A 26981-nucleotide genomic window follows, 5' to 3' on the forward strand; every position below is an offset into this window, starting at 1 on the left:
TCACCCACTTGTTACTTCGTGCCGGGCATAAGTTTGACATCATGCCGCCGTTGAAACGAAGCGCCGGGCTTCGGATCTCGGTCTCGAAGAGGAGTGAAGATATGCGCATGAAAGCAATTGCCGCGGCGGTCCTGGTCGCGGGCATGGGGGTGAGCACGGTCTTTGCGGCCGGCGAAGGAACGCATGATGCGCGCGTTGCGATGATGAAGAAGATCGGCGGCGCCACGGGCTCGCTCGCTTCCATCGCCAAGGGCGAGAAGCCCTACGACGCCGAAGCGGTGAAGACGGCGCTCGCGACGATTTCGGAAACCGCCAAGGCCTTCCCGGATCAGTTCAAGCCGGGCACGGAAAACGCATCCGCGGATTCCGAAGCAAGCCCGAAGATCTGGGAAAACATGGATGATTTCAAGGCGCGGGCGCAGAAGCTTTCGAGCGATGCCGATGCGCTGGTTGCGCAGCTTCCCGCCGATGCCGCAGGCGTTGGCGCCGGCCTCAAGACCCTCGGCGCGAGCTGTGGCGGCTGTCATCAGAACTACCGAGTGAAGAAGGATTAGCCGACCCATTCGCCATCATTGCGATCCGCCGCGGCCTTGCCCGCCCGGCGGATCGCTTTATGTTTGAGCGCCTGTAGTGGCCAAGGGGGCGGAATATGGTTCGCAGGTTTATCCGGTTTCTACTCTGTCTCGTCGGCATCGCGGTGGTCGGCGGCGCGGTGTTCTACGTGATAACGGCGCCGAACCCGCTGCCCGACAGCCACTGGTCGGGGCTCGGCGAAGCCGATGTGAAGAACGGCGAAACGGTTTTCTGGGCCGGCGGTTGCGTCAGCTGTCATGCCGCGCCCGGAGCCCAGGGCGATGCCAAGCTGGTGCTATCGGGTGGACTGGCCCTGAAGAGCCCGTTCGGAACCTTCCATGTCCCGAATGTTTCTCCCGACGAGAAGGCAGGTATCGGTACCTGGACGCTCGCGCAGTTCGGCAACGCCATGAAGCGTGGCGTGGCGCCGAACGGCGACCATCTCTACCCGTCCTTCCCCTACGGCTCCTATGCCCGGATGAGCGACAAGGACGTCAACGATCTGTTCGGCTATCTGAAGACGCTGCCGAAGAGCGCAAACGTCGCGCCGCCGCACGAGCTGCCGTTCCCGTTCAATATCCGGCTCGCCCTGGGGGGATGGAAGTTCCTGTATTTCAACGAGCAACCGCGCGTCGCGCTCGAAAACCCCGACGAGAAGGTCAAGCGTGGCCAGTATCTCGTGGAAGGTCCCGGCCATTGCGGAGAGTGTCATACGCCGAGAGACGCGCTGGGCGGTTTCAAGCCGGATATGTGGCTTGCGGGCGCTCCCAATCCGGAAGGCGAGGGGCGCATCCCGGATATTACCCCGGGTTCGAAGGCAATCGGCTCCTGGAGCGAGGGTGATATCGCCAACTACCTCGAAACCGGATTCACGCCCGATTTCGATTCAGCCGGCGGATCGATGACCGAAGTACAGCAGAACATCGCGCATCTGCCGAAGTCAGATCTCGAAGCGATCGCTGCCTATCTCAAGGCCGTCCCGAGCCATTGAGGCGGCCGATCGCGTCTCAGGCCGCCTTCGGCTGGTGCTCGGCGCCGAACATCAGCACGTATTGATCGAGCTCGTCGCCGCTGTGGCCGAGCGCCCGATAGATCTCCGCCGCGAATGTCACGGGTGCCGAGCCGGCCGCCGTGACGATCTTGCCGTCGCGCACCGCATGCGGTCCGTCGCGATAGCGTGTCTTGCCGGTATATCCCGGAGCGGCGGCGATGAAGTCCGCGGCATTGCTGGTGTGCAGGACGCGGTTGAGAACGCCGGCGCCGGCGAGTGGCAGTGTCGCGCCGCAGATCGCCGCGACGACCTTGCCGTGCGCGATGAAGTCCTCGACGATTTCAGCGACGTCGGGCGCCTTGTCCGTTTCCCATATCGTGCCACCGCAGAGCACGAGAGCGTCGAATGCGTGAGCGCGAAGATTGTCGGTACTGATATCGGGCGCCACGCGCATGCCGCCCATCGATCGCACGTCGGCGCCATCGGGCGCGGCCGTCACCACGTCGAAGCCGAAATAGGTGCGCGCCGAAGCCGTCAGCGGCGCAACCTCCCAATCGGCGAAACCTTCGGTGAGCAGGATTGCAAGTCGGGTCATTGCCTTCTCCTTGCCGGGAGTGGGCGGCTGCTGCCGCTCACGCCAGAGCTTGCATATAGCGCATGCCTGTGACCGGGCGAGGGACGAAGTCCATGTTCTCGTAGAAGCGGTGCGCCTGCACGTTGCCGGTGGCGGCGCTGACCGAAAGATAGGCGCAGCCCGCCGAACGGGCCGTATCGCGCGCACGGTTGACGAGATGCTGGCCGATGCCGTGGCCGCGATGGCCGTCGCGAACGAAGAGGTGATGCAGGTCCATGCCGCGCGCACCGTCCTGCGCCCTGTAGAGCGGGACGAGAATGGCGTAGCCGATCAGGCCATTGTCGGTTTCGGCAACCAGCGCATTGATCCACGGCACCGGGCCGAAGAGGTCGCGTTCCAGCTGCTCGGGGGTAGAGGCCGCTGCGTCGCCGTGATGGGTGGCCAGCAGCGCTATCATCTCGTTGAGTTCCGGCAGATCACGCGGCTTGGCGGCACGGATGTTGATCACCGGCGGGCGGATCAATGAAATTTCGCTGTCTTCGATTTCAATCATGGTCCTGCGTCCTTTTGTGGTTTTCTGCCGTCAGGACGCTGCCGATACAACAAAGCCGCCTGACGGCGGCTTGTTGACAATATGATCTTGTCCAGCCGCCCTTTACAGGTACAGCCAAAAATACGAGCTGGTGATGTGCGCGTTCTTGATCATGCGCAGATACATCGGCGGAAACGTGGTCCTTGTCAAGCCATCGCTGAAATGGCGGGAGACCGTGGGTGCGCCGACATGGTTCTTGTCACTCAAGTGCATCCCATATACTATACCCCCCTATCCTATATTGGAACGACGATGTCACACACCACGCACCATAAGAAGAAACTTCTCGCCAGGGTCGGTCGGCTGAAAGGCCAGATGGAGGCTGTCGAGCGGGCGCTGGAAGGCGAGCGTCCCTGCGGCGAAATCCTGCAGCTGCTCGCGTCCATTCGCGGTGCGCTGAACGGTCTGACCGGCGAGGTTCTCGACGATCATCTGCACGAGCATGTCCTGCATGCCGCCGATGACAAGGCGAGGGGCGAGGCCGTGCAGGAAATATCGGAAGTATTGCGGACCTATATCCGCTGACGACGACGGGAAGGAAAGCCATCATGGCTGCGCATACCGAAGGGTTCGGACACGAGCACGTTTTTCTCGGCGACGACCATGACAACAACGCTCGCAAGGTGTGGCTGGTCATCGCCCTGACGACTGTGATGATGGTGATCGAGATCGCCGCAGGCGCCTATTACGGCTCCATGGCGCTGGTCGCCGATGGCTGGCACATGTCGACACACGCCAGCGCGCTGCTGATCGCTGCCATCGCCTATCTCTACGCGCGCCGGCAGGCACACAATCCGCGCTTTACCTTCGGAACCGGCAAGCTTGGCGATCTCGCCGGCTTCGCGAGCGCGATCATCCTCGCTCTCATTGCGCTGCTGATGGCCTGGGAGAGCATCGTTCGCATCCTTCATCCGGTCGCGATCAGTTTCAGCCAGGCGATCGGCGTGGCGGTGGTCGGCCTGCTGGTCAATCTCGTCAGCGCCTGGATACTCAAGGACAACCATCATCGCGCGCATGGCCACCATCACGGGCACGGCGACCACGCTCACCACGGCGAGCATGCTCGCCACGGGGATCACGCCCATTCCGGTGCGCATGCGCACCATGCGACCGACAACAACATGCGCGCCGCCTATGTGCATGTCATCGCCGATGCGCTGACCTCGGTTCTTGCGATCGTCGCGCTGCTGCTCGGCAGCTACTATGGCTGGCTGTGGCTCGATCCACTGATGGGCATCGTCGGCGGCCTGATCATCGCCCAGTGGGCGTTTGGCCTGATGCGCTCTTCGGCGACCGTTCTGCTCGATGCGATACCGGATCGGCAGAAGCTGCCGAACGAGATCCGCACCGCGATCGAAACCGAAGGGGAGCGCATTACCGACCTGCATGTCTGGCAGGTCGGGCCGGGTCACCACGCAGCCATCGTAGCACTGACGGCGCCGGTCGCCCGCCCGCCGGCCTTCTACAAGGCGAAGCTGGAGCGGTTCTCCGAGCTTTCGCACGTCACTGTCGAGGTGACGCAGGCGGCCTGAGGCGACGCGAGCGAGCCACAATCTGCTTCTAGCGATAGTATGGAATGATTCGTTCAGAGGGTTTCATGCATCGTTTCTCGATCCGCCGCCGCGCGCTTCTCGGCTCGGCCCTGTTGTCCCCCGCGCTGTTCCTGCCGTCCTGGGCATGCGCGGCGGAAAGCGACGACGAGATCGATCGCCGCATTGCTGCGCTCGAGAAGCAGATCGGCGGCGGCATCGGCGTGTCGGTCATCGACACGCAGACGAACATCAGCTTCGGCTACCGCGAAACCGAAAGCTTTCCGCTGTGCAGCACCTTCAAGGTGCTCGCCGCCGGCTTCGTGCTGTCACGCGTCGAAAAGGGTGAGGAGAACCTCGAGCGGCGCATCATCTACGACACCGACAAGCTGGTGACCTATTCCCCCGAAACGGGCAAGCACGTCGGCGGCGATGGCATGAGCGTCGGAGACTTGTGCCAGGCGGCCATCACGCTCAGCGACAACACCGCTGCCAATCTGCTCCTCGAAAGCTTCGGCGGCCCCAAGGAACTGACCAACTGGCTGCGCACCTTCGGAGACGCCTCGACCCGTCTCGATCGTTGGGAAACCGATCTGAACGAGGCAAAGAAGGACGACCCGCGGGACACCACCACGCCCGACGCGATGCTCGATACACTGGGCAACCTGACGCTCGGATCGGTGCTGTCCGAGCCCTCGCAGAACACTCTTGTCGAATGGATGGTGGCGAATACGACGGGCGGAGCGCGGCTGCGCTCGGGCCTTCCCGATGACTGGAAGATCGGCGACAAGACCGGCACCGGCAACAACGGCTGCGCCGCCGATATCGCCATCGCCTGGCCGCCCGGTCACGGACCTCTGCTGATGACGGTCTACGTCAAGCAGGCAAGCGTGCCGGTGGCCGACATCAATCCTGTTTTCGCAGAAGTCGGCCGCATCGTCACCGACATGGTCGGATAAGTCTTTTTCTTCAAGGAGATGCGCCGGAAATGTGAATCTCCGTCGCATTCAGCTGAATCAGTTTATGAAGATCTCAGGCGCCGACGATCGTGTCGGCGTCCGGCTTGTCCTTGCTGTCGTCGCCGGTCAGCTGCCGCTTCAGTTCATCGGCGATCTGCTTGTCGACGGCCGCGCGTTCTTCCGGCGGCATGGACGCCAGTTCGTCTTCGGTGATCCCGAGGCTCTTGAGAACGCTGTCGCGGATCCGTTCCGCCGGCGTCTTGTCGGCAAGCTCGGTGAACTCCGAGATGACGGCGTCATGGCGCGCTTTCGAGGCATCCTCGGTTCCGTCCATGGTCGTCGTGCCGCTCGCCTGCAGCGCCCACATCGTGCTGGAGATCGATGTCGGCGTGGTGCTTGGCTGCAGCGCCGCGCCGCTCTGGCGAACGCTGACCTCGGTATCGCCAGTCTGTTGCTTGTTGCGCTGGCCGGATTGGCTGAAAAGGTTGCTCAATCCATAGGTGCTGGAAACGCTGCTGCCGATCTTCATGAAAATCCTCCCTGAAACAATGGGCGGGAGAATGGCGCGCAAGGCCTGCCCGGAGCTTGCATCCTTGACGAGGTGGCCACCGCAGCGATGGCCACCGATCATTTTTCTCTTATGGGAGCGCGTAGCCGATCACATAGTCGCCGGGCTTGGTTCCGATAGAGCCGTGCCCGCCGGCCACCATGACGACGAACTGCTTGTTGTCTGATGTCGTGTAGGTCATCGGCGTCGCCTGGCCGCCGGCCGGCAGACGGGCCTGCCAGAGCTGATTGCCATTCGTCACGTCATAGGCGCGCAGGTAGTTGTCGACAGCGGCGCCGAGGAAGGCGACGCCGCCCTTGGTCAGCATTGGACCGCCGATGCCGGGCACGCCGACCTTGAAGGGCAGCGGCAGCGGCGTCATGTCGTGCACCGTCCCGTTTTTCAGCTTGTAGGCCGTCTTGCCGGTGAGGAGATCGACGCCGGCGACATAGCCCCAAGGCGGCGCCTGGCAGGGGATCTTGAGCGGTCCGAGGAACGGCCCCATGAAGACACCGTAGGGCGCGCCATCGTTGCGGTTGAGGCCCTGTTCGCTGCCCTTTTCATCCTGGCTCTTTGGCGGGATGTCGGCGGCCGGAACCAGCCGCGAGGTGAAGGCAAGATAGGTCGGCATGCCGAACATGATCTGCCGCTCCGGGTCGATAGCGACGCTGCCCCAGTTGAAGGTGCCGAAATTGCCGGGATAGATGATCGAACCTTCAAGCGACGGCGGCGTGTAGCGGCCCTCGTACTTGTAGCGATGGAATTCGATGCGGCAGGCGAGCTGGTCGAGCAGCGTCACGCCCCACATGTCCTTCTCCTGCAGCGGCGGCGGCGAGAAGGTGAGGTCGGAGATCGGCTGCGTCGGCGCGGTATGATCCTCGGGGATCGCGCCAGCTGGTGCCGGGATTTCCTTGAAGGGAATGATCGGCTCGCCGGTACGCCGGTCGAGCACGTAGATATCGCCCTGCTTCGTCGGGCCGACGAGCGCCGGAACGACAGTGCCGTCAGGCTTCTTCATGTCGAACAGCACCGGCTGCGCCGGCACGTCCATGTCCCAGAGATCGTGATGGACGAACTGCTGCACCCACTTCAATTGTCCGGTGTTGATGTCGAGCGCCGCGATCGAAGACGAGAACTTCTCGACGTTCTCGCTTCTGTTCATGCCGAGCTGGTCCGGCACCTGGTTGCCGAGCGGGATGTAGACCATGCCAAGCCCGTCATCGACGCTGAGCACCGACCAACTGTTCGGGGAGTTGGTCGTATAGGTCTGGCCCTCTGGCAGGGGCGTGGTCACGTCGGGATTGCCCGAGTCCCAGTTCCAGATCAGCGCGCCGGAATTGATGTCGAAAGCGCGGATGACCCCCGACTGTTCCTGCGTCGAGTAGTTGTCGTTGACGGCACCGCCGATAATCAGCTTGCCGGCGACCGCGACGGGCGGCGAGGTCGAGTAGTAATAGCCGGCCGGATTGTACTTCATGCCCTTTTCGAGGTGCAGCACGCCCTGTTCGGCAAAGCTCGTGCAGACCTTGCCGTCGAGCGCATCGAGCGCGATCAGCCGGGCATCCGAGGTCGGCAGATAGACACGGTCGACGCAGGGCTGGCCTGCGGCGACAGACGTGTCGTGGTAGTAGGTCACGCCGCGGCAGGTCTGGTGCTGGCGGTCGGGATTCATGCCGGAATTGGCGTCGTACTTCCACTTCTCCTTGCCCGTCTTCGCATCGAGCGCGATCGCCCAGTTATGCGGGGTGCAGAGATAGAGCATGTCGCCGACCTTCAGCGGCGTCACCTGGTAGGTCGTCTCGCCGACATCGTCAGGCCGCTTCACGTCGCCCGTCTGATAGCGCCAGACCTCCTTGAGATCCTTGACGTTGCCGGTGTTGATCTGGTCGAGCGGCGAGTAGCGCTGACCGAACGGCGTGCGGCCATATTGATGCCATTCGCCGCTCTGGACCGTACCGCCGAAGGTCGGTGTGCCAGACACCTGCGTCGGCAAGGTCCCGTGCATGTCGTGCGGATCCGTCGTCATCGAATAGCCGGCGACGACGATTGCGAGAAGCAACGGGATTGCGAGAGGCCACGGATTGGCACCGTAGGACATCCCCGTCGGGCTGAGGAAGCCGAGCGGCCTACGGATCCACGGCGTCAGCAGCCACAGGCCGAGCAGAATGACCAGACCGCCGCGCGGCCCGAGCTGCCACCAATCGAAGCCGACTTCCCAGATCGCCCAGACAAGGGCAACGACAACAAGCAGTGCATAGAGCCAGAGGGCCGCCGCCCGGCGCATCAACAGCAGGATCGCCGTGAGGAGGAACATCACGCCGGCGAAGAGATAGAAGAAGCTACCGCCGAGCAGCACCAACCAGAGCCCGCCGCCGCCGAGCGCCAGCCCGAGGAGGATGAAAATAATCGAGGTAATGACGATTGCCATTAAGGGGGACTCCCGCTGACGTTGGCCGGGTGCGATGAAAACGCGAAAAAAGCGTGCTAATCAGCGAGATAGAGCGAGCGCAGTCAGCGTCAACTGCGACCATAGGTGTCAGAGGGGAATGGGCCTCGCCCGGTCAGGTGCCGCAGAAGGTCTGCAGCACGCGCTCGTCCGGCTTCGGCGGTTCCATATAGGAGGCAAAGCCCGGCTGGTCGTCGTAGGGCTTGGCGAGAACCGCAAGCAACGCTTCGAAGAGCGAAAAATCCGCATCCTCGACGGCCGCGCTGATCGCTTGCTCGATGCGATGGTTGCGCGGGATGAAGGCGGGATTGACCGCGCGCATCGCCGCCCTGCGATCCGCCTCCGACCGGCCGTCGTCGCGAGCAAGGCGGTCGCGCCAGCGGCCAAGCCATTCGCGCGCGCCATCCGGTTCGCGGAAGCTCGAGAGGAACAACGCCTCGCCGTCACCGGCAGCAGCGGCGTCGGAAAGGCGGCGGAAGGCGAGGGTGAAGTCGGCCTGTTGCGCCTGCATCGCGGCGAGCAGCGACTGGATGAGCTCAAGATCGCCATCCTCGACGGTCGCAAGGCCGATCTTCTCGCGCATCCCGCGCAGCCAACGGATTTGGAAGCGCTCGCCATATTGCTGGATAACAGCGTTGGCGAGTTCGAGCGCCTTTTCGGCATCCGGGTCGAACAGCGGCAACAGCGTTTCGCCGAGACGCGCCAGGTTCCATTGGCCGATGCCGGGCTGGTTGGCATAGGCATAGCGGCCGCCTTGATCGATCGAGGAAAAGACGGTGCCGGGATGGTACTCGTCGATGAAGGCGCAGGGGCCGAAATCGATCGTCTCGCCCGAGATCGTCATGTTGTCGGTGTTCATCACGCCATGGATGAAGCCGACCTGCAGCCATCTGCCGATCAGGGCGGCCTGCCGCTCGCAGACGGCCTCGTAGAGCGCCAGATAGGGATTGTCCCTGTCCTTAAGTTCCGGATAGTGCCGATCGATCACATAATCGGCCAGCGCCCGCACGCCATCGGTATCGCCGCGCGCGGCGAAGAACTGGAACGTGCCGACGCGGATATGGCTTGCCGCGACGCGGGTAAACACAGCACCCGGCAGGATGTTTTCGCGATAGACGGGCTGCCCGGTCGAAACCGCGGCAAGCGCCCGGGTTGCCGGCACACCGAGCGCATACATCGCCTCGCTGACGATGTATTCGCGAAGCACCGGGCCAAGGGCAGCCCGGCCGTCGCCACGGCGCGAGTAGGGCGTCTGTCCCGCACCCTTCAACTGGATGTCGCGCCGCTGGCCGGTGCGATCGATCACCTCGCCAAGCAGGATTGCCCGCCCGTCGCCGAGGAGCGGCACGAACGAACCGAACTGGTGCCCGGCATAGGCCATCGCCAGCGGATCGGCGCCTTCGGGCACGAGATTGCCCGAGAAGATCGCCGCACCGTCGCGCTTCAGCGCCGCGACATCGAGGCCGAGTTCTTCCGCAAGCGCTTCGTTCAGCTTGATCAGCCAGGGCTCGGCGGCCTGCGAGGGCGCCTGACGCGTGAAGAATTGCTCCGGCAACCGCGCATAGCTGTTGTCGAAGGGGAAGGGCGCGCCGGTTGGTTCGGTCTCTGGCAGGATCTGTGTCATGCCTCATAGGTAGGGTCCGGCACCGATTGCCGCAAGCGATAAGCGATGGTAGGATTTTATCCTACTTCTGTGTGGAGCGTGTCCGATGGAAAAGTTGAGCATCACTTTGCCGACCGAAATGGTCAACGTGATCAAGGCAGAGGTCGAGGCTGGCACGTTTGCCTCGACAAGCGAGGTACTGCGGGAAGCCATGCGCGTCTGGATGCGGCGCGAGGAAGAACACAGGGAGCGCATTGCCGCGATCCGCGCCAAGGTGCAGGCGTCTTTGGATGATCCAAGGCCGAGCCTCAGCAGCCGGGAAATGAAGGACGCGATAGACGCCCTCTTTGCAAAACACCGGTGAGCCATGGAGAGCTATCGGGTAGAGTATCGGCCAGAGGCACTTGAAGCGACGGTCGCTATCGTCGCGTATGTTCTTGAGGCAAGTCAAAATCGCGTCACGGCCGAACGCTACATCGAACGCCTTTACGACCGTTGCGAGCGTATCGGTGACGCACCGTTTGCGGGTGTGGCGAGATCGGATCTCGGCGCCAATCTGCGCATGGCGGTCTTCGAGAAAAGCATCGTGATACTCTACGCGGTCGAGGATAACGTGGTCAGCATCACCAATATCTTCTCCGGCGGACAGGACTACCAAACACTGCTGCGCGACCACTGAACCGGGCGCCTCGCCAAGCCATTCCGCGACGACACGGCTGCCTTTCCATATAAGCATAACGACGCCACATTTGCGGGCGTATACAAAGGTCTCTAATCCCCTTTTGGCATTACGCCATACCATACCGCGGCCATCGCTTCCGCGCCGGCCACGCCATTGCGAGTGATCCCTGACGATGTCGGATCAGATCTACCAGGCGGCTGCCATCGGGCGCGCCAAGCCGAACTTCCGCGTTATTGCGATGATCGTGGCGAGCGCCATGTTTATGGAGCAGCTCGACGCAACCGTCCTGGCAACGGCGCTGCCGACCATGGCGCGCGACTTCGGCGTCAGCGCTCCATCGATGAGCATCGCGCTGACCTCCTATCTTCTCAGTCTGGCGATCTTCATTCCGGCGAGCGGCCTGATCGCCGATCGCTTCGGTTCGCGCACCGTCTTCCGCTCGGCGATCGCCGTCTTCATGGCCGGCTCCATCTTCTGCGCACTGTCGCCGAACCTCCTCTGTCTGGTGCTGGCGCGATTGCTGCAGGGACTTGGCGGGGCGATGATGCTGCCGGTCGGCCGTCTCGTGCTGCTGCGCAGCGTCGACCGCAAGGACATGGTCAACGCCATGTCGTGGCTGCTGGTGCCGGCGCTGATCGGCCCGATCCTCGGCCCCCCGGTCGGCGGCCTGATCGTCACTTACCTCGACTGGCGGTGGATCTTCTACATCAACGTTCCGATCGGCATCATCGGCTTTACCCTGGTCTCGATCTTCATCGAGGATTTCAAGGGCGAGGAGAAGCGTCCGTTCGACACGATCGGCTTCATCCTCTCCGGCATCGCGCTCGGCTCCCTGCTGTTCGGTTTTGAAAGCTCGAGCCGTCCGGGCGAGGGCGCCTTCTCGCTGTTCCTGATCGCCATCGGCATGCTCTTCGGCATCGCGTACCTGAAGCACGCCCGCCGCCACCCGTCGCCGATCATGGATTTCTCGCTGATGAAGGTGCCGAGCTTCGGCACCTCGGTCATCGCCGGATCGCTGACCCGCATCACGCAGGGCGCCCAGCCCTTCCTGTTGCCGCTCTATTTCCAGCTCGGCTTCGGCCTGTCTGCGGCGAAGGCCGGTCAGCTCGTCACCGCAGCGGCAATCGGCTCGATGGCGATGAAGGCCTTTGCGCCGCGCGTGCTGCGCCGCTTCGGCTTCCGCAACGCCCTAGTGGCGAACGGCGTCGTCGCCACAGTCGGCTATGCGCTCTGCGCCGCCTTCCGGCCGGACTGGCCGCTGGCACTGATCTTCGCGATCCTGGTCATGTGCGGTTTCTTCATGTCGTTCCAGTTCACCGCCTACAACACCGTGGCCTACGACGCCATCGACCGTGACCGGATGAGTTCGGCCACCAGCTTCTATACGACGTTCCAGCAGCTGATGCTGTCGCTCGGCATCTGCGTCGGCGCGCTGGCGCTGCACACCTCGATGGTGGCCAACGGCAGCGAGACGCCGCAGCTCCTCGATTTCTCCGCTGCCTTCCTCTTCGTCACCGCGATCTCGATCACCGCGACGTTCTGGAACCTGCGCTTCTCCAGAAACGCCGGCGCCGACATCAGCGGCCATGATGCCGGCAAGGCCGCGCACGCCTCCGAGCACTAAGCGTCAGGCAGCACTCGGAAGGGCTGGCAGGCACGCCTCGCAGATCGCCGCGACATGCCGGTGATCGGTGCCGCAACAGCCGCCGACGATCCTGACGTGCGGCATTGTCTGCATCAGCTCCTTGTAGCGCTGACCAAGATCGACAGGGTCGCCGGCATCCAGCGTTTCGCTCTCGTCGAGTTCGGCATGGCTCATGCGCGACGCATTGGCCCGCAAGCCATAGATCCGCTTGGTCCATCCGGCACGGTGATCCAGCGCCTCGGTGAAATGCGTCGGATGCGCGCAATTGATCATGTAATAGGCCACCGAGCCGCCGGTCGCCGCATCCGTCGTCTCGATCGCGTCCTGCATAGTGCGCCCTGTCACCAGCCGGCCATCCGTCTCGACCGTGAACGAGATCGCGCAGGGCATGCCTCGCGCCGCCGAAGCGCGCGCGACGCCGATCGCCTCGTCAATGTTGGTCAATGTGAACGCGGCCACCATGTCGGCTTCACTTTCCGCGAAGCTGCCGATCTGGACGCTGTGATAGTCCTCACTCTCGGTCGCATCCATGTTGCCGGCCTTGTAGCCGTCGCCGCGCGGGCCTATCGCGCCGCTAAGCACGATCGGTCTTTCCGGCTGCTCGTATTTCGCGCGCAGTTCGGCCAGCAGATCGATGCCTGCAATATTGGCCGCATGCAGCGCTTCACGCGTGTAATGGAGCTTCTCGCCCCAATCCGGATTGGCCCGCCATGTCGGCGTGTCCAGGATGAAGCCGGCGCCGTGCTTGCGGGCGATCTCAAGATAGCGACGATAGTAGGCTTTCAGCCGGTCACGTCCGTCTTGCGAAGACAGCATGACGAAGGAAGCGAAGTGCGGAAGTTGCAGGCCGTCATGGAAAATAAAGGTCGTCTCCATGCCGCCATCGCTCACGAAGACGCCACCGTCGAGTTGCGGCAAGCTGTGTCGGTAGGTCGCCATCGGATCCCTCCTGTACCAGACCAAAGGAATGCTGCATGGCGAGAATGTTTATTAAGTGTGTTCTAAAATAGGCGGCCGCCTGCTCAGCCGGCTTCCATATCCGCCGCCATCTCGGCGAGCTTGCGCACTGTGTTCATGTTGCGCGCGGTTCCTGGCTTCAAGGCCGGCAGCTTGAGCTTCGATTTGCCCGAACCGATAGGGAAATGGACGTAGATTTCCCGCCCGGCAACGACGGCTTCCTCGCCATCCGGCGCGACCATTCCGTTGAGGGCGTCTTTGGGCGCGGACCTGGGCAGGAAGGTCACCAGCAGATAGTTGGGCTTGGCGTCGGCGAAGGGTGTATTGGCGACGACCGCCTCCAGCTCCTTGCGGCTGCGCAGCATCACGCCGGGCTTCTTGCCCAGCAGTCTTCCAAGCGCGTCATCAAGCTTCTGCTCGACCTCGGCCTCCGCTGCATCGGCGCGAAACAGCACGTTGCCGCTCTGGATGTAGGTCTTCACATCGCTGAAGCCGAGCTCTTCACAAGCCGCCTTCAGCGTTGCCATCGGCAGCTTGCCCGTGCCGCCGACGTTGATGGCTCTCAGGAGCGCCACATAGACCGTCACGGGCTCCTCCAACCTCTTACATCTTGCCGGCGACCTTGATCGCGAAGGCATATTCGAAGGCGATTTCCTCGAGGCGCTGGAAGCGTCCCGATGCGCCGCCATGGCCGGCATCCATGTTGGTCTTCAACAGGATCGGCGCCGAGCCGGTGGTCTTTTCGCGCAGCCGCGCCACCCACTTCGCCGGCTCCCAATAGGTGACGCGCGGATCGGTGAGGCCGCCGAGCGCCAGGATCGGCGGATAGGCCTTCGCCTCGACATTGTCGTAGGGCGAATAGGCGGCGATCTGCTCGTATTCTTCGCGGCTCTCGATCGGGTTGCCCCATTCAGGCCATTCCGGCGGGGTCAGCGGCAGAGTGTCGTCGAGCATGGTGTTCAGCACGTCGACGAAGGGAACGGCGGCGATCAGCCCGGCGAACTTTTCCGGCGCCATGTTGGCAACGGCGCCCATCAACATGCCGCCGGCCGAGCCGCCCTCGGCGATGATGTTCTTGTAGGAGGTGAACTTCTCCTGATTCAGATAGTCAGCGGCTGAGATGAAGTCCTTGAAGGTGTTGGTCTTCTTTTCCATCTTGCCGTCTTCGTACCAGGCAAAGCCCTTGTCCTTGCCGCCGCGGATATGGGCGATGGCATAGACGAAGCCGCGATCGGCGAGCGACAGGCAGTTGGTGTTGAAGCCGGCCGGAATGGTGATGCCGTAGGCGCCATAGCCGTAGAGCAGGCAGGGTGCGGAACCGTCGAGCGGTGTGTCCTTGCGATAAAGCAGGGTGACCGGCACTTCAACGCCATCCCAGGCCGGCGCGAAGACGCGGCGGGTGACGTAGTCGTCGGGATTGTGGCCGGAGGGCACTTCCTGGGTCTTCAACAGCGTGCGCTCGCGCGTCACCATGTTGTAGTCGTAGAGTTGGCTCGGCGTTGTCATCGAGGAATAGGAGAAGCGAATGATGTCGCTATCGTATTCGGCGGCTCCCTGCAGGCCGAGCGAATAGGCTTCCTCGGCAAAGGCGATGGCGTGTTCCTCGCCGGTCTTGCGGTCGCGGATCATGATCTGCGGCAGGCCGTCCTTGCGCTCCAGCCACAGCAGGTGGCGGGCATAGGCCATGTGGCTGATGATGAGGGTGCCCGGCTTGTGCGGCACGACCTCGCGCCAGTTCGCCTTGCCCGGGTTTGCAACCGGCGCTTCCATGATCTTGAAATCCTTGGCGTCGCCGTCGTTCGTCAGGATGTAGAAGACGTCGCCGCCTTCCGTCATCGAGTATTCGATGCCTTCCTCGCGCTCGGCCACCAGCTTCGGCTCGGCCGTCAGGTCCTTGGTGGACAGCAGGCGGTATTCCGAGGTCTCGTGATCGTGGATGTCGATGTAGATGAAATCGTCGAGCAGCGAACCGCCGACGCCCATGAAGAAGCCCGCATCCTTCTCCTCGTAGACCAGCCGGTCCTCCGATTGAGGTGTGCCGAGGATGTGGTGGAACACCTTCGAGGGGCGGTGGTTCTCGTCGAGCGCCGAGTAGAAGAAGCTCTTGCCGTCAGGCGCCCAAGCGCCGCCGCCGCCGGTGTTCTCGATGACGTCGTCCATGTCCTCGCCGGTCGCAAGGTCGCGCACACGCAGCGTATAGAACTCGGAGCCCTTGTCGTCATAGCCCCAGATGCCGCGGCTGTGGTCGGTCGAGTGGTCGAGGCCGGCGAGCCTGAAGTAGGCCTTGCCGGCGGCCTCCTTGTCGCCGTCGAGCAAGACGGTGCGGATCGCCTCATCCTTGACGTCGCCGTCGCGCGGAGTGCGGAAATAACGGGGCTGTTCGCCGCCGGTTACGAAGAAGGTGCCGTAGGCGTAGTCGCCGTCCTTCATCGGAACGGAGCTGTCGTCTTCCTTGATGCGGCCGCGCATTTCCGCAAACAGCGTCTTCTGCAGCGCCTTGGTGTCTTCCATCGCCGCGTTCATATAGACGTTTTCGGCCTCGAGATGCTGGCGGATCGCGGGGTCGAGGATCGAAGGATCCTTGAACATCGACTGCCAGTTGTCGGCGCGCAGCCACGCATAGTCGTCGGTACGCGTGATGCCGTGGCGCGTATCGGAAAGCGGCTTCTTGGCGGCAGCGGGTGGGTTCGGCAGGTTCTTGAAGACGGTCAAGGAAAGCTCCGGATACGTGGTGTCAGGTGGGCAAGAGATAGAGGTGCGGATGCCTCCGATCAAGCGTCGAAGGTCCGACGAAATCACCTCTGCGTGAAAACCGAAGGAATGCTCACGTTGCCTTGATGTCACCACATTATTTAAGAAAGTCCGCTACGTCGCCCGGAATTTGCGCCCTGTTCGACCGTGGAAAGCACGGTTTTCCACAAGCTATTCCGGAATGAAGAATGCAAAGGAATCCTACTATAATGCCAAAACGCATCGTGTTGCTTCTGTCCGCTTTTAGCCTTGCCGTCCCTGCCTACGCAGTCGATCCCGCAATCAAGAAGCAACTGGAGAAACTCGACCCCGCAACGCGCCTCGAACAGAGCTGCGACACGGAGGCAATGAGCCGAATCAACAGCGACTCGACCGGCTACAAACCCGATAAAGTCATTGCCTATACCTTCAAGGATCCGGTCCCCAGCGACGACAAGCTGGAGGCGCCAGGTGCGGTCTTCCGCAGCAAGGGTGACTGGTATCATCTCTCCTACACCTGCATTACCGGCCCGCAGCACATCAATGTCCGCGATCTGCAATACAAGATCGGCGACAAGGTCCCGCGCGAGAAGTGGCCGAAATATTACCTCTACGATTGATCGGAAGGTCGCCTTCCTGAGGCCTTAGTCCGGGGGCATTAGCCGTCTCGGCGATGCTGGTGGCAGCGCCGCAAGCGTCATCGAACCGCATGGCGCCGACGCGCTGCATGGGTTATGCAGCGCTTCAATATCGAACGGCTTGTCACTGTTATGAATCGTATTTTCCTGATCCCGGCTCTGCTGGTCGCCTCCGTTTCCGCTGCATCTGCTGGCGTTCTCCCGTCGGCAGATGCGCCTGTTGTCAGCGCGCCAGCCAAGATCACGCCGCCGAAGAATAAGACCTCCTGGCCGAAGCTGGTCGAGCCGCATCTGCGCATCGCAAGCTCGGGCATCAAAGGCCATGCGCGCGTGGCGCTCACCTTCGATGCCTGCATGGGCAAGGCCGACGACCGCATTCTTTCGGTACTGGTGCGGGAGCGCATTCCCGCGACGATCTTCGTCACCGCCCGTTGGCTGAAGCATAATCCGCAGGCGCTGCAGGTTTTCCTTCAGAATCAGGATCTCTTCGAACTCGAGAACCACGGTCAGAACCATATTCCGGCCGTCGATACACCCGTCTCGATCTACGGAATTGCCTCGGCGGGCTCGCCCGAGGCGGTTCGTCAGGAAGTCCAGGGTGGTGCCGACGCCATGCGTGCGGCCGGTATTGCCCAGCCGCGTTGGTTCCGTGGCTCGACCGCGAAATATGACCTCTCCTCGATCGTCCAGATCCGTGAGATGGGATACCGCATCGCCGGCTATTCCGTGAACGGCGACGGCGGATCGCTGCTTGGTGCTGCTGTAACGGAAAAGCGGATTTCGTCGGCCAGGGATGGCGACGTCGTGATCTCCCATATCAACCAGCCGACCCATGCCGCCGGCGAGGGCGTTGCCAAGGCGATCCTTGATCTGAAGGCGAAGGGCGTCGAGTTCGTCCGTCTGCAGGATGTCGAAGACACGGGCGACGACCGGACAACCCAATAAGCGGACGTCAGTTGAACGGTGCCGGACGACCCGGCTGCCAATCGGCGGGATCGGCAAATCGCGGCGCGTCCCGGTCGAGAGCGAAATCGTCGAACCAGTCGCGATAGGTGCCGCCTATCATCGCGCCGATCACCTGGGTCGCGAGGTAGGAAAAGGTGATGCCATTGCCACCATAGCCATAGGCGGCATAGACATCAGGCATCGATGGCACAGGCCCGATCAGCGGCAACCCGTCCGATGTCTCGCCGAATGTGCCGCACCAGGCATAGGCGATCCGCGTGTCGGCTTTCGGCCAGAGCCGTTTCAGTTTCTCCCTGATGGCGCCTGCTTTCTGCGGCAACTTCTCGTCTCTTGCGGCGGGGTCTGTGGTCGGATCGTCTTCGCCGCCGGCGATGATCCGGCCGTCCGCTGTCGTCCTGACATAGAGATAGGGATGGCTGTCCTCCCAGATGAGACACTGATCGCGCCAGAGCGAAGCCGGATCCTGGGGAATGGTCGCGATTGCCCAGCTTGAGCTTGCACGATGAAGTTTCGGCATTTCGATGCCCGGCAGCGTATAGCCGGTCGCAAGCACCGCCGTCTTCGCCTCGATCTCATGGCCGTCTGCGGTTCCGGCAAAGACCCTACCGCCTTCGCAATTCAACGTTTTGACAGATGCGTTCAGCAATATCGCCCCCTGCTGCGCTGCCGATCGGAGCAGGCCGGTGGTAAGCAGCAGCGGATCGGCTTCGGCCGCTCCCAGCGAGCGGATGCCGGCGTCGCGATCGAGCTCGTATTGCGTGAACAGGTCGCAATGCTCGAGATAAACACTCGGCAGGCCGGCTTTCCGCCGCAGGGCGGCTTCGTTGGCAAGATCGCGCGCCCCCTCCTGGTTGCCGGCAAGGAAGAGCGATTGCCGCGGGCGAAGCTGGCAGGGAATGGCTAGTTCGGCGATGAGCTTTGCGAGCCCGGCAACGGACGCGGCGCTGCGCCGGTATATGCCGACGGCGCGCTCGAAGCCGTAGAGCTGTTCGAGTTCGCTGAGCGTCCTGTCTGTCTCCCATTGCAGCATGGCCGTGCTGGCGACAGTGCTGCCGAGGCCGGGTGTCTCACGATCGACAATGGCGACGCTGAGGCCGCGGGCGGCAAGATGCTGCCCCATCAAGGCGCCGGTGATTCCGCTGCCCACCACGAGAGCATCGACCTTCAGGCTACTGGTCAGGGGCAGGGCGTTTGGTGCCTGGCTCTCATGAGACCAGGGCGACCTGCCACTGACGAGGCGATCCTGCGTTGAGTCCTTGAGCTCGATCTCTGCCATCAGCCTGTCTCCATGCCGTCACTTCGGCAATTGCGGCTGCACTTTCTCTTCGATCAGCAATTCATCGACGATGGTCATGACGATCAGAGAAAGCGGCAGTGCAAGCATGGCGCCGACGGCACCCCACATCCATGTCCAGAACAGGATGGCGAGGAAAACGACGAAGGGGTTGATCTCCAGCCGCCGACCCATGACCGCCGGAAAGATCAGGTTCTCCATCAGAAGGTGCACGGTGAAGAAGGCCGCCGCCGGCAGCAGGCCGAACAGCAGCCCGTCATGGGTGATGACACCGGCAATGGCGATGGCGAGCGTCATCATCGTGATTCCGAGATAGGGAATGAAGCTCGATAGGAAAGCAAAGAAACCCCAGAGAATGGGCGCCGAAAGGCCTCCCGCATAAGCGATCACCATCATCGCGACGCCTAGGCAGGCATAGATCAGCGATGCGGTCGCGAAGTAGAAGCCGAGCACCTGTTCGACGCCGTTGGTCACCCGGATGGCTGCGAGCCGCTTCGGGCGGTCGCGGAACATCATGATGATCGATTTCCGCAGGCTGACGCGTCCGGCCAGGAACAGCAGCAGCGCGGCGAAGAAGATCAGCGTCTGGATCAGCGCCGGCGTCAGGTTGGCAGTTACGATATGCAGCACATTGCCGGTGTTTTCGAGGAGCTTGTCGGCCGACATCGGGCCGCTCTGGAAGGTCTCCGGCGTGATGTGCAGCCATTTGATCCGCTCGAGATAGGGCAACAGCCGGTTCATCGTCTTTTCGGCGAAGGCCGGGCCCTCGTTTGCAAGTGTCGTCAGCGGGCCGGCCAGCGAGTTGGCGACCAGGAAGATCAACAGCGCGACGCTGCTCGAGAGGATGACGGCGTTGGTGATGCGCGGAACGCCGAGCTTGGTCAGTTTTTCCGCCAGCATGCCGAGGATCATGCCGACGACGATCGCGAGCGTGAGCGGAATGAGGATAAGCGACATCATGTAGACGCCGGCCAGCGCAAGGATCGTGAAAATCCCGATGATCGCCCAGGCCATGCTCACATCGAGCCCGTCCTTCTCGACCCGGCGCAGCGGCGTCGGGGGCATGCTCTCCGTCGTCTCCGTCATGTTTCGCGCCCAGGCGCTTACGTGACGTTCATTGGCGACAACCTTGCTCGCCTGTTTGCGAATGCCATTGGCAATGCCCATGGAAGTTGGATCCCCGGAAGCCCCGTTGCTTCGCCGCCTAAACGCGAGATGGCACGGAAGAGTTCCGGGCATGCCCCGATATCGCCGCATCTTCACGGCATGTTGGACATGAGTTCGGCGGGGAGGCAGGGCCGCTTCCTGGCTGTTTCGAAGCGAAGCGCCGTTTGCGGCCCTGTCTGTTTGGCTCAGCGAGCCTCGCTGGTGGCTGGTTGCAGGACTGGATTGCGGCGCCGAAGGAAGGCCATGACCACGATGGCGGTCACCACCGTCACGCCCGCCAGAATCCCGAGCAAAGTCGAAAACGCATGGCCGTAGCCCTCGATCAGCGCGGCGCGTCCGGCCTCCGGCAGCGCGGCGATAGCCGCTTCCAGATTGCCGGTTACAAGTCGCTGCGCCGCCGTTGTCGCCGCCTCGCTGTCTCCCTGATCGATCCCACCGCGGACGAGTGCCGATAGCACGGCGGTCACGACAGCCAATGCCACCCCTTCGCCTGCGACGCGCGTCGTGCTGAAGATGCCGGTCGCCATGCCGGCGCGTTCCTTCGGGACGACGCTGACGGCAAGGCCATCCATCAATCCCCAGGGCAGGCTGATCCCGACGCCGATCGAGAGCAGCGGTGCGACGAGCAACGCCGGATGGCCGGTGGCGTCGATCTCCGACAGCCAGATCAATCCTGCAGCCGAGATCAGCAGGCCGACGCCGCAGATCGTCGCCGGTCCCAGCCATCGCGTCAGCAATCCCGAGACGATGGGCAGGATGAGCAGCGGCGCCGAAAGCGCGATCATCATTCGCCCGGCGCCGACCTCGCTCATGCCGTCTATGCCGACGAAGCGCACCGGCAGCAGGATCAGCAGCACGACGAACGCGTAGGCGGGTGCGGCGGCCAGCAGCTGGACGCCGACGAAGCGCGGGTAACGGAAGAGCGACAGATCGAGCATCGGTCGCTTCACCCTCCGCTCGATGACGCAGAAGAGCACCATCAGCAGCGCCGATGCCGCAAGCAGGGACACGACGGCCATGTCCTGCCAGCCGAGCTCCGGCGCGAGCAGGACGCCGTAGGTGAAGAGCGTCAGCGACAGCGTGAAGCTGATCGCGCCGGGCCAGTCGAGACCGGAGGCGGCCGGGTCGCGCGTTTCATGCAGGAACGACAGCCCTAGAATGAAGGCGACCGCGCCAAGCACAAAGACGAGCGCAAATATGGCGGGCCAGCCGAAGCTCTCGACCATCAGGCCGGAGGCGATTGGTCCGAAGGCGAGGCCGACGCCGAAACTCGAGCCGACGATGCTGAACGCGCGCATGCGCGCATGCCCGTCGAACTCCTGGGCAAGAGATGCCATGCCGCCGGAAAAAGCCGCCGCTGCGCCCAGCCCTTGCAGTGCCCGGAGTATGTCGAAACAGACGATATCGAAGGAGAAGGCGAGGCCGGCCGAGAAGATCAGGAAGGCGGCGAGCCCCGCAAGGAAGATGCGCTTGCGCCCGTAACTGTCGGCCAGCGCGCCGGCTGCCATCAGGCTGCTGCCGAAGGTCAGCATGAAGGCGTTGGTTACCCAGTTGAGCGCAATCGGGCTGCCGCCGAGGTCGCGGCTGATCGCGGGCAGTGCGACGGCAGGACCTGTAAATGTCAACGGCATGGCGGCAGCGGCGCAACAGACGCCGATGAGAGCCAGCGTCCTTGTTCTGGCCGGTGTTCGATCGATGATGGTCATGGAAAATCCGCGTGGTTGGAGGATCTGTGCGCAGACGGCGAGTGGGAAACCCGTTTGCATCTGCAACGCCACGAGGATAAATTTGCGTGAATGATCGGATAAGCCGTACGCTCGTCCAGTTATAATGGAATAATTCGCTCGAATGAGGTGCGCCGATGGACCAGTTCAATGGGCTCTCAGCCTTCGTGAAGACAGCCGACCTCGGCAGCTTCGTCTCCGCCGGTCGCGTGCTCGGCTTGTCGGCGTCGGCGGTCGGAAAGGCGGTCACCAACCTGGAACGACAGCTCGGCGTCCGCCTCTTTCAGCGCTCCACCCGAAGCATCAGGCTGACCGAGGAGGGGCGCCTGTTCCATGAACGCTGCCGCCGCGTGCTCGACGATCTCGATGATGCGCGCTCGTCGCTCGCACAGGCGGTCGCCGCGCCGCGCGGGCGCCTGCGGCTCAGCGTGCCGCTCGTCAGCTACCATCTCCTGCTGCCGATTCTGCCCGATTTCACGCGGCTCTATCCCGAGGTGGAACTCGACATCGATTTCAACGACCGGATTGTCGACCTGATAGAGGAGGGCGTCGATGTCGCGATCCGCAGCGGCAGCCTGCAGGACTCGCGCTTGATGTCGCGTGCCCTGCGGCCGTTCCAGATGCTGCTCTGCGCGTCACCGGATTATCTGGAGCGGCATGGCGTGCCGCAATGCCCCGCTGACCTGCATGAGCATTTCGGTGTCCGCTTTCGCTTTCCGAACAGCGGCAAGCTGCAAAGCTGGCCGTTGGCGCTGGCGCCCGGTCAGCCCGAACCCCTGTCGCGCACGGCACTGATTTGCAACAACATGGAGGCGCTTCGCGGCGCAACGCTCAGCGGTTTGGGGATTGGATGCATGCCGGATTTCCTGGCGCGTGGCCCGGTTGCCGAAGGACGGCTGCGCACCATTCTCGACGATCATATCGACGGCCCCGGCCAGTTTCACATGATCTGGCCGTCCAATCGCCACCTCTCGCCGAAGGTGCGCGTCCTCGTCGATTTTCTGACGAGAACGCTGTTTGCAAATCGCTGTGATCTTCCCGCCGACAGCAAGGCCGAGACGACCTAATCCGCCATTCAGGCAGCGAGCGTCAGGCCGATACCCCAGGGGTCGTGGAGAAAGACGCCGCCATTTCGCTTCTCGCTCTTGATCTCGAGTTCGTCGATCTTGGCGACGGCCTTGTCGAGCGAGGCCTTGTCGTTGAATCGAAGCGTATAGTCCGACAAACCGGTCATGCCGTCCGCGCGGGTGCCGGCACCGCGGCTGTTCCAGATGTTGGCGGCGACATGGTGATGGTAATCGCCGGTCGCAAAGAAGCTCGCACCCGGATAGCTCGCCATCAGCTTCAGGCCGAGGATGTCGCGGTAGAAGGCATCAGCCTCCGGAATGTTGCCGACCTGCAGGTGGATGTGGCCGATCGCCGTGCCATCGGCCATGCCGTTCCAGGTATCCTGCGGTGCGCTGTTGTAGAGCGCTTGCAGGTCAAGGCGCAGCGTCGCCATTTCCACTTTGCCGTCCTGATGGAATTTCCATTGGTCGTGCGCCCGGTCGGCATAGATCTCGATGCCGTTGCCCTCGGGATCGGAAAGATAGATCGCCTCGCTGACGAGGTGGTCGGATGCGCCCTCCAGAACGACGTTGTGGTGGGCGGCCTGGCGCAGCCAGCGGGCCAACTCGGTTCGGTCAGGCATCAGGAACGCCGTATGGAACAGGCCGGCGGCATTGCGCGGGGCGACACGGACGTCCTTGCCCGTGGTCAGTGCCAGAAGCGGCGTGCCGTTGACGCCGAGAACCTCGCCGTTGGCGCTCTTCTCGATAACGCCAAGGCCAAGCATGGATTGATAGAAACTCGAAACCAGCGGCAGGTCGGTAACGACGAGATGCGACTGATCGACATAGGCAGGGCGCGTCAGGGCGTAGGAAGTTTCAGTGGTCATGCGTCGTTCTCCTGCCGTGGATGGAAGAGGCGTACCGGCGGTGGCGACGAAAGCGCCGCCTGTAGCGATACCAAGGAATTTGCGCCGGTCCATGTGCCTCATAGGTCCCCTTGGTTGCTGTACTTGATCCCAATATGGCGGATTACCATTGTTCACATAAGTCCGGTTTTTGGCGATTCAGCGTTCGACATTCGTTGACGATAATATGTGCTGATCTTGATCTTGATCAAAGCGCCTTATCTACTTTCTGAGAGATATTTGTGCCACCGCGACACGCGATAGAGGGAGCGCTGGAATGTATAAGAAGATCATTGTCGCCATCGAAATCGGTGCGCTGGAGGATGGGGCGATGAGCTTCCGCAAGGCCGCGACCCTGCTCGACGAGGGTGGCGAAATCGTCCTGCTCAACGTCGTCGAGGACATCCCGACTTACGTGGCTGTGGACCTGCCGGTGGAACTGGTCGAAAACGCCGCCAAGGATGCGCGCTCGCGGCTGGAGGAGCTGATCCTGGCAACCGGTATTCCCGCCAATATCGAGATCAGCCATGGCCGGCCGGCCAGCGGCATCCTCGCCGCGGCTGAAGCCCACAATGGCGACCTCATCATCCTCGCGTCGCATCTTCCGGACTTCAGCAACTATTTCATCGGCGCCACCGCCGACCGGGTCGTGCGGCACGCCAAATGCTCCGTGCTGGTCGATCGAAGACGTCACGAAGCAGCCAAGAGATAATCACCCGATGGAGGGCCATATGAACGACGTCCAGGCCTACGAAAAGATACTGCGGGACCGGCAGCGCGAGTTGCAGTCGCGGCTCAGCCGCATCGACGTCGATCTCGGCCGCACCAAGGAACAGGACAGCGACGATCGCGCCACGGAGAGCGAAAACGACGAGGTTCTGGAAGGGCTCGGCCAGGCTGGACAGGAAGAGTTGCGCGCCATCGGTGCTGCTTTGGGGCGGATCGAGAAAGGCACTTACGGGCTCTGCGTACATTGTGGTCAGCCGATTTCCGGCAAGCGGCTGGAAGCCGTTCCCTATGCGCCGCTCTGCGAAGACTGCATGCGGCATTAGGCCCGGCGCCAGCTGCTAGATCCGTTTCTCCATACGAAAATTCGTGAGCCTCTGGCCCCGCTTTTCGACGCTCTGTTCTGCGATGAGCACGAACCCCCGTCGTTCGAAAAACGGCCTCGCAGTCAGGCTCGCTTCCGCGAACAGGCGCGACAGCGCCCATATTCGCGCCTGTGTTTCGACCGCCTGCAACAGCCGGCTGGCAATGCCCATGCCCTGATAATCCGGGTGCACGAACATCATGTCGAGATGCCCGTCGGGCTCCAGATCGGTAAAGCCCGCGGGCCTGCCGTCGATTTCGGCGATCCATGTCGGTCGGCTGGCCCGGCGCGCAGCCCAGGCCTCGCGATCCTCGACCTTGGCCCAGGCATCGATCTCGGCCGTACCGTAGTCCTTCGACGCCACCTCGCGGATGGCGCGCAGGAAAATCTCCACGGTCGCATCGCAGTCATCAGGCGTGTATAGCCTGATCGTCGGAAGGCTCTTCGAAGAGCTTATGTCATCGCCGGTCATCTCGCCTCCGCGCCAGTTGCGTGCGTCCGGTTTCGGTGCCACCATTCTATAGTGAGGACAAGGACGTTTCGCATGGGCGAGTTCAACGGGATCCGCTGGGCTTATGACAAATACGAGCTGATCGCCGATGGGATCGTCCACGGTGTCGGGCTTGCGCTTGCGCTGGTGGGGGCGACCGCCCTGATCTTCTACGCGACCGTCTGGAGTTCGCATGGGGAGCTCGCCGCCGCCTGGATCTACAGTCTCGGCCTTGTGCTGACCCTCGGCATTTCGTTTTCCTATAACGCCTGGCCGGTTTCCCGCACGAAATGGTTTCTTCGGCGGCTCGATCATTCCTCGATCTTCATCCTGATCGCGGCGACCTATACGCCGTTCCTGCAGCGCGGCGCGGACAATCCGCTGCTGTCAGGCATGCTGATCGCGATCTGGGTCGTGGCCGCGGCCGGCGTCTTGCTGAAATGCGTGTTCCCCGGACGCTACGACAAGCTCGCTATCCTGCTTTACCTCGCGATGGGCTGGAGCGGTGTCCTCGTTGCCGGGCCGGTCGCCGAGCGCATTCCGTTCGTTTCGATGCTGTTGATCATTACCGGCGGCATCATCTACTCCGCCGGCGTCGTCTTCCACGTCTGGGAAAAGCTTCGCTTCCAGAATGCCATCTGGCATGCCTTCGTGGTCGCGGCCGCCGCCGTCCATTACTCGGCAGTGCTGACCTGCCTCAGTGCTGCCACTACCGGCTAGCGATTCAGGCTGCCTTCAGAACGGTGACGACATAGCGGCAAGCCTTGTCGCCGCGGTTGTGAAACGTGCAGTCCGCCGCGGGCCCAAGCATGAGGCAGTCGCCCGACGCCAATTCGTGGACAAGATCGCCTTCGATGAAGGTCAGCTCGCCCTCGAGCATCGATATGCACTGGCGGAGAAACACGAAGGACGATGCCGGATAGGACACCTTCGCCCCGGCCGGCAGGTCCACTTCGACGATATCGATGGGGCTGCCTGCAGCCGGAGACACATGGCGTCTCGAATAGCCTGTCTCGGGATCGGTCCAGACCTGCTGATCGGCACGCCGGACCAGCCTCTGGCCACCGGCTTCCGCCCTTGCGATCAAAGACGAGACGGTCAGGCGGAATGCGCCGCACAGCTTGCCGAGCAGCGACGCCGTCGGGCTGCTCTCGCCGCGTTCGATCTTGTGGATCATCGCCCGCGATACGCCGGATTCCTCCGAGAGATCGCTGAGTGACCATCCACGCATTTCTCGCTCGGCGCGGATGCGTTCCCCTAGACAGCGATCGAAATCGTTTGATATAGTAGACATAATGAAACAATAGTGGACGAAATCACATGACGCAAGACGCCATCGTTCGAGACGCCGGCGAGGCTGACCTTCCGGCGATCCGGGATATCTATAACCATGCCGTCGAGCACACGACGGCGATCTGGAACGAAACCGTGGTCGATCTCGACAATCGCGTCGAATGGTTCCGTATGCGTCAGGCGAGAGGCTTCCCGGTTCTCGTCGCGGAGAAGGACGGCGCGATCGCCGGCTACGCGTCCTATGGCGACTGGCGTGCCTTCGAGGGGTTTCGCCATACGGTCGAGCACTCGGTCTATGTCGAGAAGGACCACCAGGGAGCCGGCATCGGCAAGCTTCTGATGACGGCCCTGATCGCACGGGCTGCCGAGAACGGTATTCACGTCATGATCGCCGGCATCGAGGCCGGCAATGCGGCGTCGATCGGCCTGCACGAGAAGCTCGGCTTCCGCAATGGCGGCACGTTCCGCGAGGTCGGCATCAAGTTCGGTCGCTGGCTCGATCTGACCTTTATGGAACTGCAGGTCTCGAAATAAGCA

General features: G+C 62.6%; 29 protein-coding genes. 15 read left to right on the forward strand and 14 right to left on the reverse strand.

From position 1 onward, the window contains the following. Nucleotides 1–101 precede the first annotated feature (101 nt). Together ASE04_RS26670 and ASE04_RS26675 are read left to right on the forward strand one after the other, a co-directional pair. On the forward strand, nt 102–554 hold the full coding sequence (locus ASE04_RS26670) for a c-type cytochrome (RefSeq protein WP_056825138.1): 453 nt from the start codon (nt 102–104) through the stop codon (nt 552–554). A 95-nt stretch (nt 555–649) separates the two neighbouring features. Continuing rightward, nucleotides 650–1564: a cytochrome c gene (locus tag ASE04_RS26675; RefSeq protein ID WP_056825139.1), complete on the forward strand. Its 915-nt coding sequence runs from the start codon at nt 650–652 to the stop codon at nt 1562–1564. A gap of 16 nt (nt 1565–1580) precedes the next feature. Here ASE04_RS26675 and ASE04_RS26680 read toward each other — a convergent pair whose 3' ends face one another. Beyond that, on the reverse strand, nt 1581–2159 hold the full coding sequence (locus ASE04_RS26680) for a type 1 glutamine amidotransferase family protein (RefSeq protein WP_056825140.1): 579 nt from the start codon (nt 2157–2159) through the stop codon (nt 1581–1583). 37 nt (nt 2160–2196) lie between these two features. Then, complete coding sequence (locus ASE04_RS26685; RefSeq protein WP_056825142.1) at nt 2197–2691, reverse strand: GNAT family N-acetyltransferase; 495 nt, start codon at nt 2689–2691, stop codon at nt 2197–2199. Between the two features lie 291 nt (nt 2692–2982). On the opposite strand from ASE04_RS26685, the gene dmeR reads away from it, so the two are divergent. From dmeR to bla, 3 genes are all read left to right on the forward strand, one after another. Then, a complete protein-coding gene (gene dmeR / locus ASE04_RS26690) occupies nt 2983–3255 on the forward strand; it encodes a Ni(II)/Co(II)-sensing transcriptional repressor DmeR (RefSeq protein ID WP_056825144.1) in 273 nt (90 codons plus the stop codon). A gap of 23 nt (nt 3256–3278) precedes the next feature. After that, on the forward strand, nt 3279–4262 hold the full coding sequence (dmeF, locus tag ASE04_RS26695; protein ID WP_056825146.1) for a CDF family Co(II)/Ni(II) efflux transporter DmeF: 984 nt from the start codon (nt 3279–3281) through the stop codon (nt 4260–4262). A gap of 65 nt (nt 4263–4327) precedes the next feature. Then, nucleotides 4328–5218, forward strand: coding sequence for a class A beta-lactamase (gene bla, locus ASE04_RS26700; protein WP_056825806.1), 891 nt, complete (start codon nt 4328–4330; stop codon nt 5216–5218). A 73-nt stretch (nt 5219–5291) separates the two neighbouring features. Here bla and ASE04_RS26705 read toward each other — a convergent pair whose 3' ends face one another. From ASE04_RS26705 to ASE04_RS26715, 3 genes are all read right to left on the reverse strand, one after another. Continuing rightward, the gene (locus ASE04_RS26705) at nt 5292–5747 is read right to left on the reverse strand and encodes a hypothetical protein (protein WP_056825808.1); all 456 of its coding nucleotides are present in this window, start codon (nt 5745–5747) and stop codon (nt 5292–5294) included. 109 nt (nt 5748–5856) lie between these two features. After that, the gene (locus tag ASE04_RS26710) at nt 5857–8193 is read right to left on the reverse strand and encodes a glucose/quinate/shikimate family membrane-bound PQQ-dependent dehydrogenase (protein WP_056825148.1); all 2337 of its coding nucleotides are present in this window, start codon (nt 8191–8193) and stop codon (nt 5857–5859) included. Nucleotides 8194–8326: 133 nt separating this feature from the next. Beyond that, nucleotides 8327–9835 carry a protein adenylyltransferase SelO gene (locus ASE04_RS26715; RefSeq protein WP_056825150.1) on the reverse strand — a complete coding sequence of 503 codons (1509 nt, stop codon included), beginning with the start codon at nt 9833–9835 and terminating at the stop codon, nt 8327–8329. Between the two features lie 85 nt (nt 9836–9920). On the opposite strand from ASE04_RS26715, the gene ASE04_RS26720 reads away from it, so the two are divergent. The 3 genes from ASE04_RS26720 (at nt 9921) to ASE04_RS26730 (ending at nt 12120) form a co-directional block, all read left to right on the forward strand. Beyond that, entirely contained in the window at nt 9921–10178 is a 258-nt protein-coding gene (locus ASE04_RS26720) for a ribbon-helix-helix domain-containing protein (protein ID WP_056825151.1), read from the forward strand. A 3-nt stretch (nt 10179–10181) separates the two neighbouring features. Further along, nucleotides 10182–10493 (forward strand): type II toxin-antitoxin system RelE/ParE family toxin, encoded by a 312-nt coding sequence (locus ASE04_RS26725; RefSeq protein ID WP_056825154.1) that lies wholly within the window; start codon nt 10182–10184, stop codon nt 10491–10493. A 175-nt stretch (nt 10494–10668) separates the two neighbouring features. Further along, the gene (locus tag ASE04_RS26730; RefSeq protein WP_056825155.1) at nt 10669–12120 is read left to right on the forward strand and encodes a DHA2 family efflux MFS transporter permease subunit; all 1452 of its coding nucleotides are present in this window, start codon (nt 10669–10671) and stop codon (nt 12118–12120) included. 3 nt (nt 12121–12123) lie between these two features. On the opposite strand, the gene ASE04_RS26735 is transcribed toward ASE04_RS26730, so the two are convergent. The 3 genes from ASE04_RS26735 to ASE04_RS26745 form a co-directional block, all read right to left on the reverse strand. Beyond that, nucleotides 12124–13080, reverse strand: a complete 957-nt coding sequence (locus tag ASE04_RS26735) for a homocysteine S-methyltransferase family protein (RefSeq protein WP_056825156.1) — start codon at nt 13078–13080, stop codon at nt 12124–12126. 83 nt (nt 13081–13163) lie between these two features. Further along, nucleotides 13164–13685 (reverse strand): DUF1697 domain-containing protein, encoded by a 522-nt coding sequence (locus ASE04_RS26740; protein ID WP_056825157.1) that lies wholly within the window; start codon nt 13683–13685, stop codon nt 13164–13166. Between the two features lie 16 nt (nt 13686–13701). Continuing rightward, nucleotides 13702–15810 carry a S9 family peptidase gene (locus tag ASE04_RS26745; protein ID WP_056825159.1) on the reverse strand — a complete coding sequence of 703 codons (2109 nt, stop codon included), beginning with the start codon at nt 15808–15810 and terminating at the stop codon, nt 13702–13704. Between the two features lie 248 nt (nt 15811–16058). Between ASE04_RS26745 and ASE04_RS26750 the strand changes: the two genes are divergently transcribed. Continuing rightward, nucleotides 16059–16448: a DUF930 domain-containing protein gene (locus ASE04_RS26750; RefSeq protein WP_056825161.1), complete on the forward strand. Its 390-nt coding sequence runs from the start codon at nt 16059–16061 to the stop codon at nt 16446–16448. 150 nt (nt 16449–16598) lie between these two features. Further along, complete coding sequence (locus ASE04_RS26755) at nt 16599–17411, forward strand: polysaccharide deacetylase family protein (RefSeq protein ID WP_056825810.1); 813 nt, start codon at nt 16599–16601, stop codon at nt 17409–17411. 7 nt (nt 17412–17418) lie between these two features. Here the strand turns inward: ASE04_RS26755 and ASE04_RS26760 are convergent, their stop codons facing one another. From ASE04_RS26760 to ASE04_RS26770, 3 genes are all read right to left on the reverse strand, one after another. Next, nucleotides 17419–18708 (reverse strand): NAD(P)/FAD-dependent oxidoreductase, encoded by a 1290-nt coding sequence (locus ASE04_RS26760; protein WP_056825163.1) that lies wholly within the window; start codon nt 18706–18708, stop codon nt 17419–17421. An 18-nt stretch (nt 18709–18726) separates the two neighbouring features. Then, nucleotides 18727–19893, reverse strand: a complete 1167-nt coding sequence (locus ASE04_RS26765; protein WP_056825165.1) for an AI-2E family transporter — start codon at nt 19891–19893, stop codon at nt 18727–18729. A 185-nt stretch (nt 19894–20078) separates the two neighbouring features. Then, nucleotides 20079–21599: an MFS transporter gene (locus ASE04_RS26770; RefSeq protein WP_056825167.1), complete on the reverse strand. Its 1521-nt coding sequence runs from the start codon at nt 21597–21599 to the stop codon at nt 20079–20081. 155 nt (nt 21600–21754) lie between these two features. On the opposite strand from ASE04_RS26770, the gene ASE04_RS26775 reads away from it, so the two are divergent. Continuing rightward, nucleotides 21755–22684: a LysR substrate-binding domain-containing protein gene (locus ASE04_RS26775; RefSeq protein WP_056825169.1), complete on the forward strand. Its 930-nt coding sequence runs from the start codon at nt 21755–21757 to the stop codon at nt 22682–22684. An 8-nt stretch (nt 22685–22692) separates the two neighbouring features. Here the strand turns inward: ASE04_RS26775 and ASE04_RS26780 are convergent, their stop codons facing one another. After that, nucleotides 22693–23553, reverse strand: a complete 861-nt coding sequence (locus tag ASE04_RS26780; RefSeq protein WP_056825170.1) for a VOC family protein — start codon at nt 23551–23553, stop codon at nt 22693–22695. Between the two features lie 295 nt (nt 23554–23848). Between ASE04_RS26780 and ASE04_RS26785 the strand changes: the two genes are divergently transcribed. Next, a complete protein-coding gene (locus ASE04_RS26785; RefSeq protein WP_056825172.1) occupies nt 23849–24283 on the forward strand; it encodes a universal stress protein in 435 nt (144 codons plus the stop codon). A 19-nt stretch (nt 24284–24302) separates the two neighbouring features. Next, on the forward strand, nt 24303–24623 hold the full coding sequence (locus tag ASE04_RS26790) for a TraR/DksA family transcriptional regulator (RefSeq protein ID WP_056825175.1): 321 nt from the start codon (nt 24303–24305) through the stop codon (nt 24621–24623). A 15-nt stretch (nt 24624–24638) separates the two neighbouring features. Here ASE04_RS26790 and ASE04_RS26795 read toward each other — a convergent pair whose 3' ends face one another. Continuing rightward, on the reverse strand, nt 24639–25133 hold the full coding sequence (locus ASE04_RS26795; protein ID WP_056825813.1) for a GNAT family N-acetyltransferase: 495 nt from the start codon (nt 25131–25133) through the stop codon (nt 24639–24641). Nucleotides 25134–25205: 72 nt separating this feature from the next. On the opposite strand from ASE04_RS26795, the gene trhA reads away from it, so the two are divergent. Beyond that, nucleotides 25206–25871, forward strand: coding sequence for a PAQR family membrane homeostasis protein TrhA (gene trhA, locus ASE04_RS26800; RefSeq protein WP_056825177.1), 666 nt, complete (start codon nt 25206–25208; stop codon nt 25869–25871). 4 nt (nt 25872–25875) lie between these two features. Here the strand turns inward: trhA and ASE04_RS26805 are convergent, their stop codons facing one another. Then, nucleotides 25876–26445: a helix-turn-helix domain-containing protein gene (locus ASE04_RS26805; protein ID WP_056825179.1), complete on the reverse strand. Its 570-nt coding sequence runs from the start codon at nt 26443–26445 to the stop codon at nt 25876–25878. Between the two features lie 26 nt (nt 26446–26471). Between ASE04_RS26805 and ASE04_RS26810 the strand changes: the two genes are divergently transcribed. After that, nucleotides 26472–26978 carry a GNAT family N-acetyltransferase gene (locus ASE04_RS26810; protein WP_056825181.1) on the forward strand — a complete coding sequence of 169 codons (507 nt, stop codon included), beginning with the start codon at nt 26472–26474 and terminating at the stop codon, nt 26976–26978. Nucleotides 26979–26981: the final 3 nt, after the last annotated feature.

This window comes from Rhizobium sp. Root708, from assembly GCF_001429725.1.
Taxonomy (GTDB): domain Bacteria; phylum Pseudomonadota; class Alphaproteobacteria; order Rhizobiales; family Rhizobiaceae; genus Rhizobium.